At 52.0% G+C, this 11236-nt stretch carries 10 protein-coding genes; 7 read left to right on the forward strand and 3 right to left on the reverse strand.

Going from position 1 to position 11236, the window contains the following annotated elements:
- Position 1 precedes the first annotated feature (1 nt).
- Genes secG through K300_RS0113680 form a run of 4 tightly spaced genes read left to right on the forward strand, consistent with a single transcriptional unit; the run spans position 2 to position 3834 of the window.
- Complete coding sequence (gene secG / locus K300_RS0113665; protein WP_022852243.1) at positions 2-328, forward strand: preprotein translocase subunit SecG; 327 nt, start codon at positions 2-4, stop codon at positions 326-328.
- 2 nt (positions 329-330) lie between these two features.
- A complete protein-coding gene (locus K300_RS0113670; RefSeq protein WP_022852244.1) occupies positions 331-2013 on the forward strand; it encodes a peptide-binding protein in 1683 nt (560 codons plus the stop codon).
- A gap of 23 nt (positions 2014-2036) precedes the next feature.
- Positions 2037-3026 (forward strand): ABC transporter permease, encoded by a 990-nt coding sequence (locus tag K300_RS0113675; protein ID WP_022852245.1) that lies wholly within the window; start codon positions 2037-2039, stop codon positions 3024-3026.
- Positions 3004-3834 carry an ABC transporter permease gene (locus K300_RS0113680; RefSeq protein WP_022852246.1) on the forward strand — a complete coding sequence of 277 codons (831 nt, stop codon included), beginning with the start codon at positions 3004-3006 and terminating at the stop codon, positions 3832-3834. Before K300_RS0113675 ends, K300_RS0113680 begins: the two co-directional genes overlap by 23 nt.
- Positions 3835-3960: 126 nt before the next feature.
- On the opposite strand, the gene K300_RS0113685 is transcribed toward K300_RS0113680, so the two are convergent.
- The 3 genes from K300_RS0113685 to K300_RS0113695 all read right to left on the reverse strand — a co-directional run bounded on the left by K300_RS0113685 (position 3961) and on the right by K300_RS0113695 (position 7905).
- Positions 3961-5871, reverse strand: coding sequence for a transketolase (locus tag K300_RS0113685; protein WP_022852247.1), 1911 nt, complete (start codon positions 5869-5871; stop codon positions 3961-3963).
- A 64-nt stretch (positions 5872-5935) separates the two neighbouring features.
- Positions 5936-6868 (reverse strand): glycosyltransferase family 9 protein, encoded by a 933-nt coding sequence (locus tag K300_RS0113690; RefSeq protein ID WP_022852248.1) that lies wholly within the window; start codon positions 6866-6868, stop codon positions 5936-5938.
- Positions 6865-7905, reverse strand: coding sequence for a glycosyltransferase family 9 protein (locus tag K300_RS0113695; RefSeq protein ID WP_022852249.1), 1041 nt, complete (start codon positions 7903-7905; stop codon positions 6865-6867). The genes K300_RS0113690 and K300_RS0113695 overlap by 4 nt, the downstream gene beginning before the upstream one ends.
- Before the next feature lie 137 nt (positions 7906-8042).
- On the opposite strand from K300_RS0113695, the gene pheA reads away from it, so the two are divergent.
- From pheA to aroF, 3 genes are read left to right on the forward strand one after another with little or no spacing between them, the layout of a single operon-like run.
- Positions 8043-9113 carry a prephenate dehydratase gene (gene pheA, locus K300_RS0113700; RefSeq protein WP_022852250.1) on the forward strand — a complete coding sequence of 357 codons (1071 nt, stop codon included), beginning with the start codon at positions 8043-8045 and terminating at the stop codon, positions 9111-9113.
- Positions 9110-10207: a histidinol-phosphate transaminase gene (gene hisC, locus K300_RS0113705; protein WP_022852251.1), complete on the forward strand. Its 1098-nt coding sequence runs from the start codon at positions 9110-9112 to the stop codon at positions 10205-10207. The genes pheA and hisC overlap by 4 nt, the downstream gene beginning before the upstream one ends.
- 6 nt (positions 10208-10213) lie before the next feature.
- Positions 10214-11227, forward strand: a complete 1014-nt coding sequence (aroF, locus tag K300_RS0113710; protein WP_022852252.1) for a 3-deoxy-7-phosphoheptulonate synthase — start codon at positions 10214-10216, stop codon at positions 11225-11227.
- The last annotated feature ends 9 nt before the right edge of the window (positions 11228-11236 follow it).

The following is an 11236-nucleotide window of genomic DNA, read 5'->3' on the forward strand; positions in this document are numbered from 1 at the left end:
GATGTACACCTATCTTCTTGTACTGCACATTTTTGTTTGTGTTCTGCTTGTTATCGCCGTACTTCTCCAGTCCGGCAAAGGCTCAGATCTCGGAGCAGCACTCGGCGGCGGTTCCGGCGACATGTTCGGTCCCGGCTCCCCTGCAAACATCATGAACAAGGTGACCACCATCATCGCTGTTACCTTTATGATCACCTCGCTCACACTCGCTATTCTCTCCAGGGATAAGTCATCGGGAAGCGTTACCGATAAGCTCAGGAATCAGCCTGCTCAGCAACAGCAGGAGCAGCAGCCTGCGAACCCTCAGGTTCCCGCAGAGAGTAAATAGAAGTGCGAAGGCTTCTCCTTTTACTAAGCACAGCCCTTGTTATATCCTGCTCATCCCAGCCTGAAAGCGGGGATAAGAAGGACTCGGGCTCTGCACAGAAAAAAGGGGGAGCAGAAGTCTCTGATAAAATTGAGGCCTCCGGCAAGGCAGCTGAGAAGCCCGTCGATGGCGGAGCCCTCATTAACCCGACCCTTGCGGATGCTTCGGGGCTTATCTACAACATAACCAGCGACTCAGCCTCCCATGAGGTATCAAATTATATCTACAACGGCCTTGTGGAGTACGACAAAAACCTTGAAGTTAAGCCGGATCTGGCCGAATCGTGGGATGTTTCAGAGGACCAGAAAAGCATAACCTTTCACCTGCGTAAAGATGTTACCTGGCATGACGGCGAGCCGTTCAATGCTGATGACGTTGAATTTACCTACAAGTTCATGATCGACAACAACACGCCAACCTCCTACGACGCAGACTACCGTCTTGTTAAGCAATTCGAGAAGCTCGACAACTATACCGTAAGGGTCAGCTACGATAAGCCTTACGCCCCCGCTCTCATAAGTTGGGGGATGGCTGTTCTGCCCGAGCACCTTCTCAAGGGGGAGGATCCCGCAAAATCACCCCTTATGCGTGAGCCCGTGGGAACGGGTCCATACGTATTCGAAGAGTGGAAGACGGGTGAGTCCATAACCCTTGTAGCCAACGATGAATATTTCGAGGGCAGACCTCATATTGACAGGCTCATCTTCCGTGTTATCCCCGACATCGCCACGACATTCATGGAGCTCCTCAACGGCGCCATCGATATTATGGGGCTCACACCTCTGCAGTGGACTAAGCAGACGGATAACGCAAAGTTCAAAGAGCAGTACAACAAATATACCTACCTTGCCTCAAGCTACACATATATAGGCTATAACCTGAACAACCCGATGTTCAAGGATAAGCGTGTGCGTCAAGCTCTGACCCATGCCACGCCTAAACAGAAAATTGTGGACGGAATCCTCTTCGGCCTCGGCAGACCCGCCACAGGGCCCTATAAGCCGGGTACCATCTGGCACAATCCTGATGTTAAAACCTACCCCTACGACGTGGAGCAGGCCAAAGCTCTCCTCGCAGAGGCGGGCTGGAGCGACAGCGACGGGGATGGAATAATCGATAAAGATGGTAAGCCCTTCAAGTTCCAGCTCATGACCAATCAGGGGAACAGTGTGCGTATAAAGATAGCAGAAACTATCCAGCAGCACTGGAAGGAGCTGGGTATCGATGTTGAGATACGTGTCCTCGAGTGGGCAACATTCATCAATGAATACATCGACAATCAGAAGTTTGACGCCGTTGTTATGGGATGGAACATTATACACGATCCTGATATATACGATGTTTGGCACTCCAAAAACTGTGCTCCCAAGAAGCTGAACTTCGTCTGCTTCCAGAACGAAGAGGCGGATGAACTCATAGAGCAGGGTCGCCACGAACTGAATCCCGAGAAGCGCAAGGAATACTACCACCGTTTCCAGGAGATTTTGGCCGAGGAACAGCCCTATACATTCCTGTATATTCCAGATGCCCTTGTGGCTCTCAGCAAGCGGTTCAAGAATGTTGAACCCGCACCCGCAGGCATAGCCTACAACGTGGAGGAATGGTATATTCCTGCCGCCGAGCAAAAATATCACTTCACAAAGTAATACTGTTCTCTTAAAATTCTAGCATGTTCGCATACATCCTCAGGAGACTGGCAGGGATGATCCCCCTGCTGATAGGTATAACTTTCATAAGCTTCATCGTTATCCATCTCGCTCCCGGCGATCCGGTGCAGTTCATATCGTCCATGAACCCCAAATTCTCCGAAACAGCCTATGAGAAATTCGAGAGGATGTATGATCTGGACAAGCCTGTACACATCCGCTATGCAAACTGGCTAAAGAAGTTTGCAACACTCGACTTCGGCAACTCATTCTCCCCCGATGCAAAGCCCGTTCTTGAAAAGATCTCCGAGAGGCTCCCCGTAACTATCTGGCTGAATGTTGCCGGGCTTGTGCTGGTCTTCTTCATCGCCCTGCCACTGGGGGCATTATCAGCTTATTACAAGGATACCCTCTTTGACCGGGGTGTGACGGTATTCGTCTTTGTGGGCTTTGCTGTGCCTACTTTTTGGCTCGCCCTGCTCTGCATGTACTACTTCGGCGTGCAGAAGGGTTGGATACCTATATCCGGACTCCGTTCATATAATTACGATCAGCTCTCCACCATCGGGCAGATAAAGGATATCCTCTGGCATGCTACACTCCCCGTTGTGCTCTCCGTCTTCGGCGGTCTTGCTGGTCTCAGCCGTTTCGCGAGGAACAGTATGCTCGATGTGCTGAAGGAAGAATATATCACGGCGGCGAGGGCAAGGGGATTGAGCGAACGAAAGGTTGTCTTCCGCCATGCGCTCAAGAATGCCTTGCTCCCTGTGGTTACGATACTCGGCCTTTCGATCCCCGGCCTTATTGGGGGTAGTGTAATATTCGAATCGATATTCAGCATCCCGGGAATGGGTCAGCTCTTCTATCAATCGGTTCTGAGCCGTGACTACCCCGTTGTTATGGGTGTTCTGGTTATCGGTGCGGTGCTTACCCTTCTGGGGAATCTAATAGCGGATATCGCCTATGCAGGCGTTGATCCGAGGATAAGGTATGGCAAGAAGAAGAGCAGCTGAGAAGGCGAAGGGCAACTTTCTGTTCATCTTCGGCGGGAGCATCGTTTTGTTCTTCATATTCGTTGCCGCCCTCGCCCCTGTCATAGCACCCTATGATCCGGCTAATATCGACTTCGACTCCATCTTCCTACCCCCATCAGCCGAACATTATTTCGGCACGGACGAGCTCGGCAGGGACGTTTTCTCGAGGGTGGTCTACGGGACAAGGATCTCGCTCTTTGTGGGCTTTGTGGCCGTGGGGATATCGGTTATAATAGGAACCGTCCTTGGACTCATTTCGGGCTACTTCGGCAGTCTTGCGGACACAGTAATAATGCGCTTCGTTGATATAATGCTCTGCTTCCCCTCATTCTTTCTGATACTTGCAGTGATAGCCTTTCTGAACCCCTCCATATTCAACGTCATGCTCATCATAGGGCTTACCAGCTGGATGGGTGTTACAAGGCTTGTGCGGGCGGAGACGATGAGTGTAAAAACCAGAGACTACATAGCTGCAGCAAAGACTCAGGGCTTAAGCTCAAGCAAGATCCTGTTCAAGCATATATTCCCCAACGTGTTCACGCCGATATTCATAACCGCCACACTGGGAATCGCAGGGGCGATACTCACAGAATCCGCCCTCAGCTTCCTCGGCCTTGGCGTTCAGCCCCCCACCCCCTCATGGGGCAATATTCTCACATCGGGCAAAGACAACATCATGTTCGCCTGGTGGCTCTCCTTCTTCCCAGGTATGGCCATATTTATTACCGTACTCGGCTACAACCTCCTCGGCGAAGGGCTGAGAGATATCCTTGATCCGAAGGAATAGGGCAAAAAAATAGCCACCGATTTGAGCATCTCACCTTTAAGGTGGATAGGCTTGGTGGCTCCGTTATTGAAAATATCGAATTAATCCGTGATTCCCCCAACAGAAACCACGGATCGTTGTCCTCTTTTACAGTTCCTTCTCTATCTTCCCAGCAACGGTTTCGGGGTCGAGACCGATGAGCTTGAGTACATCATCGGGCTTGCCGGAGTAGGCATAGCTTTCTGCTCCGAAACGGCGCACCTTCATATTAAGCCCCTCATCGCAGGCCTTCATCGCTATAATCGAGCCGAGCCCTGTATCCGCATTGTGATCCTCGTAGGTGAATACCGGCTTATCGGCAAACCTCTTGAGCATCTCCATATCGGGCTCGAGGGGTGAGCTCATATTGATAACAGCAACGCTTATCCCCTTCTCTGCAAGTATCTCACGCACCTTGAGTGCTCTGTGCACCATGGAGCCGCAGGAAACGAGTGCAACATCGCCATCTGCAAGGAGGTCCGCCCTGCCGTATTCGAAGGTGTAGCCTTCGCCGAAGAAGGGCTTACCGTTGGCGTCTGTTATTGTGGCAACCTTAGAGCGTCCCATGGCAACGAGCCAGTTGCCGTCGGTATCGATGGCGGTTCTGGTGGCTCTATCCGTCTGGTTCGGATCCGCAGGCACAACAACCTTGAAACCGTATATATTGCGCATGGCACCAATATAGTCGAGGCACTGGTGCGTCTTGCCGTCCTCGCCCACATCGATACCTACGTGTGTTGTGAACACCTTGAGATTAGAGGAGTTTATATCGTTAAGCCTCTGCTGGTTGTAGGCCTCGTCCACACCGAATACGCCGAAATCTGCAAAAACGGAGATAACACCGTTTACGCTGGCTGCACCGGCGCATGTAGCCGTATGATGCTCCTGAATACCCGACTGTATAAAGTTCTCTGCGTACTCCTTTTCGATTCCCCCTGTTTTAACGGAACCGGCAAGGTCACAGTCGAAGACGGCTATGGGTGTTCCGCTTGCATCCTTCGTTTCCTTCACAACATCAAGGAGTGCGTTGCCGAAGCCGGAGCGGTTGTCTGTATTCTCCTCTGCGGAGTAGGTACGGGGTGTGCCTGTTTTCACTGCACTTGAAAAGGGTCGAAGAACGTGGAGGGATTCATCGAACTGGAACCCGGCTCTCTTCTCCTTCAGATCTGCGAAGTTGTTCTCAACCTCGAGCTCCTCAAGGGCCTCTTTCAGCTGTTCCTCTGTGAGGGGTTTACCGTGGTATCCGGCGATGTTCTCCATAAAGCCCACGTCTTTGCCCATCACAGTGTTTGCGAGGACCAGAACGGGTTTATCTATCTTCTTGGCCGCTGTAACGGCATTGTATATCTGGGAAAAATCGTGACCATCGATCTCGATCACGTGCCAGCCGTCCGCCTCGTACTCGCCTCGGATGTTCTGGGGCATAACATCTGCGATATCACCGCTGATCTGGAGCTTGTTATAATCGATGAATGCTGTGATGTTGTTGAGGCCGAACTTAACGGCGAATCGTCTCGCCTCGGGTATCTGCCCCTTCTGCTGTTCGCCGTCACCCATGAATACGAAGATGCTGAAATCCTCGCCCCTCAGCTTGCCGGCAATGGCCGCACCGCATCCGGCGGATAGACCCTGGCCGAGGTTTCCTGTGGACCACTCCACGCCGGGAACCATCCGCTCGATATGCCCTTCATAGATGGAACCTGCAAGCCTGAAGTAGGCTGTGGCATCGTCTATGTCGAAGAAACCGTTCCTCGCAAGGGCGGAATATACACCGGGGGAGGTATGGCCGTGGGAAACAAATACTCGATCCCTCTTCGTGGAATCCCAGTTTTCTGGGGTGATATTAGCGAACTCATAAACTGTGAGGTACATATCTATGGACGACATGGAACCGCCGGGGTGACCGCTTGCGGAAAGGGTTGTCATCTTGAGGATATCCCCTCTGCAAAGGCGGGCTTTCTCCGCCAGATCCTTCCTCTCCTGATCGGAGAGTGTCTTCTCGAATCCTCTGTTGGACATTTTTTCGCTCCTGAATTTGTTGAGTGTGGGGTGTTATAGCAGTTTGTACTTGGAAATGTCAATCTTACCTGATTGCCTGCAGAACCCGCTCTATATCTATCTCTTTCATACACTTAAAATGTTCTTTCGGACAATTATCGAGCCCATGCACATGGCACGGCCGGCACTCCGCATCGTTATTCTCAATAACATCCACCCCCTCAAAGCATGGGTAGAAGCCGAACTCTCTGGTCGTGCTCCCGAAAATGGCCACCGTATGCACCTTGAGTGCTACTGCGGCATGCATGGGGCCGGAATCGGTTGTTATCACATGCTGGGCGGAGGCGAGTATATCGAAAAGCTCGGTTATCCCGGTGGTGCCGGACAGATCCGTAACACCTTCGATACTTGGGAAATCTCCGCTCCCCACAACAGCCACCCTGCGCCCCTGCTTAACAAGCTCACCGGCAAGCTCGGGGAACTTGTCCCATACCTTCGTGTTTCTGCTCGCATAGGGGTGTATCACAACCCTGCCGGGAACTGCAGACTCCTTCGAATGAACAACCGGCCTGAGCTCCTCTATATCATCGTATTCCAAGCCGAACTGTCTGTTCAGAGCCTCGGCGTACTTCTGCGTAACATGCAGATCAAGGCGCTTGGTACGCCTGCCGGTCTTTACAAACCTGCGCCGCTCCGCCGAATCTTTTTTATAGGACACAAACTCCGCCTCGGTCATGAAACGCATCGCCTTGGAGCGGAGGTTTGAATGCAGATCGATCACACGATCGTAACCGTTTATCTTCTGCTGGAGGGTTCTGCCAAACTCTGCCATTCCCTTGCTTCTGTCGAGGGTTACAACATGATTTATGAAATCGAGACCGTTATATACCGGCGCAAACTCTTTGGATGTAAATACATGTACCTCAGCAGTGGGATGATGCTGTTTAAAGAGCCTGATTACGCCCGTGGTTAGTATAACATCGCCGAGTGAGCCGAAGCGAACAAAGAGAACCTTCACAGAAGTCCCTCCGCCGTTTCATAGACCCTTTCGGGGGTTATATCAAGCATACAGCGGAAATGCTCTTCGGGGCATTCGTTTCCGCCATGCAGTCCGCATGGACGGCAGTACAGATCCTCCTCCACAACTGCGCTGTTATCCGTGTAGGGGAAGAATCCGAGCCCTTTTACTGTGGGGCCGAATATCGCAGTGGCAGGTGTGCCCACGGCAACTGCTATGTGCAATGGCCCGCTATCGTTTGTTATAAGAAGATCACAGGCATCTATGAGCGCAGGGAGCCTTCGAAGGGGAATGAATCCGCAGAAGTCTGCCGGGGTGTGCCTCATATGTGATTTGAGCTCATCCGCCGCATCCCTGTCCATCGGTCCCCCGATAATCAGAGGGATATCACCCGCCTCGTATATCATATCCGCCACCTTTGCGAAACGTTGTGCAGGCCATTTCTTCGTCGCCCAGACAGAACCTGGCGCAAGGGCTATAACACGCCCACCTGGTCTGGCGGCCTTGAAATATCTTGAAACCTTTTCGGAGTAGCTCTCATCAATGAATACCTCCGGTCTTCCACCCCTCCGCTTAGCATCTTCCAGGGCAAAATCCGTAATGAACGGCTCCAGGAGCATAAGATTGCGCTCAACCTCGTGGAGTTCCATATTACGCTCCACCTTTTCAGGGTATACAAAAGAGAACGCCGCCTGCCTGAAGCCTATACGCCTGATGACACCTGTCATGCCGAGCAGTAAGGTTGAACGGAAGGATTTATGGGGTGATATGATCACGTCATATTCACCCAGCTTGAGGAATCCTGCAAAACGGAATATCCCCGACAGCCCCTTCTCGTTCCCCCTCTTATCGAAGGGGATCACCTTATTTATGAGTTCAAGACCTTCAAACAGGGGGGCGAACTCCGGCCGGACGCAGAAGTCCACAACGGCCTCTTCCTCAGGGTTGTCGGATAGGTATGACTTAACAGCCTTTATCAGCGGGGTTGTCAGCACAGAATCGCCGAGAAAGGAGGGGTTGAAAACGAGGATTTTCAAATTCGTATCTCCGAAAATGCTTTGGAAGAATCATTAACCGCAGGGGGTGAGGATGTCAAGAACCAATAGAAGAATAAAGCGGTACTAAACGCCTTTCATGTTGCCTAAACAGGCCTATTCTGGTACATTTTGCAATTATGAAAGAGCTTGAAAAATACCGCCAGGAGATCGACCGTCTGGACGGCGAGATCCTCAAACTTCTTAACGAAAGGGCAAAGCAGGCCATTGAGGTCGGGGAGATCAAGAAAAAGGCAGGCAAGCCCCTCTATGTACCCTCCCGGGAGCGTAAGGTTTACGAACGCCTCAAGGAGATGAACACAGGTCCCCTTCCCAATGAGGCTATCCGCAGGGTTTATCGTGAGGTTATCTCCGCATCCCTCTCCCTTGAAGAGGTGCAGAAGGTGGGCTACCTGGGTCCCGAGGGAACCTTCACAAACCTTGCCGCCATAAAGAACTTCGGCCTCTCAGCAGAGCTTGTGCCGGTACGAAGCATACCCGAGGTATTCGACAGCGTGGAGAGGGGGAGGCTCGATTACGGTATTATCCCCATAGAAAACTCCCTTGAGGGTGTTGTAAACCATACCCTCGATATGTTTGTGGACAGCAGCCTGCGTATTTGCGGCGAGGTTTTCATTGAGGTTAGCCATCATCTCATGAGCCAGTCGGGAAAGATAAAGGACATAAAGAAGATCTATTCCCACAGCCATGCCATAGCCCAGTGCCGTAAATGGCTGGGTGAGAACCTGAACGATATACCCGTTTACGAGGTGAACTCCACGGCCAAGGCAGCGGAGATGGCGGCTAACGATCCCGAATGTGCGGCGATTGCCTCCGAAATGGCGGAGATGCTATACAACCTGCGCATCGTGGAACGAAGCATAGAGGACAGCTCAAACAACTTCACCCGTTTCCTCATAATAGGGGACTTCGACCCCCAGGCCACCGGTAACGACAAGACCTCCATAGTCTTCTCCGTTGCCCACCAGCCGGGTGCGCTTTATACAGCCCTGCATGAGTTCGCAGAGCACAACATCAGCATGACAAAGATAGAATCCCGCCCTTCACGCAAGAAGGCGTGGGAATACGTTTTCTACGTAGATATAGACGGACATAAGGATGAGGAGCCCGTTAAAGGGGTACTTGCGAATTTCAACACGAACGTACAGTACATGAAGGTTCTAGGCTCCTATCCCAAGGGGGAAAAATGATAGACTACAAAAAACTTGCAGGAAAAGAGATAGAGAGCCTCAAACCCTATATACCCGGAAAGCCCGTTAAGGAACTTGAGCGGGAGCTTGGCGTTGAGAAGGCTCTTAAGATGGCATCAAACGAGAATCCCCTCGGCCCATCGCCCAAGGCTATGGAGGCATTGAAGGATTTCATGCCCGAGATGGGAAGATACCCCTACGGGGATGTGTACTACCTGCGCAAGAAGCTTGCTAAAAGGCTGAATGTGGACGGAGACAGGATCATCTTCGGAACGGGCTCCAACGAGATCATCGAGCTCGCCATGCGTACCTTCGTCAGTACGGACGAGCATGTTATGAGCCCCGCACCCTCCTTCAGCGTATACGGTATCATAGCCCAGGCAATGAGAGCCTCCTGCAAATGGATCCCCACCAAAGAGGACTTCAGCTACGATTTCGAAAAGCTCGCCGAAGAGATAGACGATAAGACAAGGATCATATTCCTTGCAAACCCCAACAACCCCACCGGTCTTCACTTCACCGATGAGGAACTCGTAAACTTCATGGAGAAGGTCCCCGCAGACTGCATAGTCGTTATGGACGAGGCGTACTACGAATACGTCGATGCTAATGACTACCCTGACACCATCAAGATGCTGGACAAGTACCCCAACATGATGGTCATGCGCACATTCTCCAAGGCATACGGCCTCGCCGCACTCCGTGTGGGATTCGCCGTAGGACACCCCGATGCAATCGACATGCTGAACCGTGTCCGCCAGCCCTTCAACACCAACATGGGGGGACAGATTGCGGCAGAGGCTGCACTGGACGATTCCGACTTTCTCCGCAGGGTTATCCATGAAAACCGTCAGGGGAAGGCATACATATACAGAGAGCTGGAAAGGCTCGGCATCGAATACGTACCCACCCAGGCAAACTTCATGCTCGTTAAGGTGGGGGACGGTGAGAAGGTCTTCAACGAACTCCTCAAAGAAGGAGTCATCGTGCGCTACCTCGGCCCCGGACTCGGTGAATACATAAGGGTATCCATCGGAACGGCGGACGAGAACGGAACCTTCATCGAAAAACTCGAAAAAATCCTCAAGAGGTAAAAGAATATGATCATCGTAATGAAAAACAGTGCAACCGAGCAGGAGCTTGATCACATCGTAGAAAAGCTTCAGGAGTTCGGTTTTGCAACCCACATCTCCAAGGGTACTGAGAAAACCATCATCGGCGCCATAGGCGACGAAAGAACACTGCGTGACCGCCCCCTCTCCTCCTTCCCCGGAGTGGAGACGGTGGTGCCTATCGTTAAGCCCTTCAAGCTTGTGAGCAAGGACTTCAAACAGGAGCCCACCGTTATCGACATCAACGGGATCAAGATCGGCGGCGACAACGTCGGTGTTATGGCCGGCCCCTGCTCCGTAGAAAACAGAGACATGCTCTTCAAGATAGCCGAAAGAACAAGCAAGGCGGGAGCAAAGATACTCCGTGGCGGAGCCTTCAAGCCCAGAACTTCCCCCTATGCCTTCCAGGGGCTCGGTGTTGAGGGTCTCAAATACCTCCGTGAAGCGGCGGATGAATACGGCATGCTCGTTATCACAGAGATGATGGACCCCCGTGATATGGACGATATACTCAAATACACCGACATCATTCAGATCGGCGCAAGGAACATGCAGAACTTCCGCCTCCTTCGTGAGCTTGGAACCATCGACAAGCCTGTTATGCTCAAGAGGGGTATGTGCGCAACGATCAAAGAGTTCCTCATGGCGGCGGAATACGTATGCGCCGGCGGGAACTATCAGGTTCTCCTTTGCGAAAGGGGTATAAGAACTTACGAGACTGAGACGAGAAACACCCTCGATCTCTCCGCTGTTCCCGTTATCCAGAGCAACACCCATCTCCCCGTTATCGTGGATCCCAGCCACGGAACAGGCAGAAGGGACTGCATCCTCCCCATGGCACAGGCCGCCGTTGCAGCAGGTGCGGACGGAATCATGGTAGAGGTGCACAACAACCCCGAAGAGGCTATGTCCGACGGGGACCAGAGCATCGTGCCCGATGATTTCGACGTCCTGATGAAGCGTGTACGCATCATTGCGGAAACGGTCGGCAAACAGCTCTAAAAGTAAGTA

The sequence above is a fragment of the Limisalsivibrio acetivorans genome (genome assembly GCF_000421105.1).
Lineage (GTDB): Bacteria > Chrysiogenota > Deferribacteres > Deferribacterales > Geovibrionaceae > Limisalsivibrio > Limisalsivibrio acetivorans.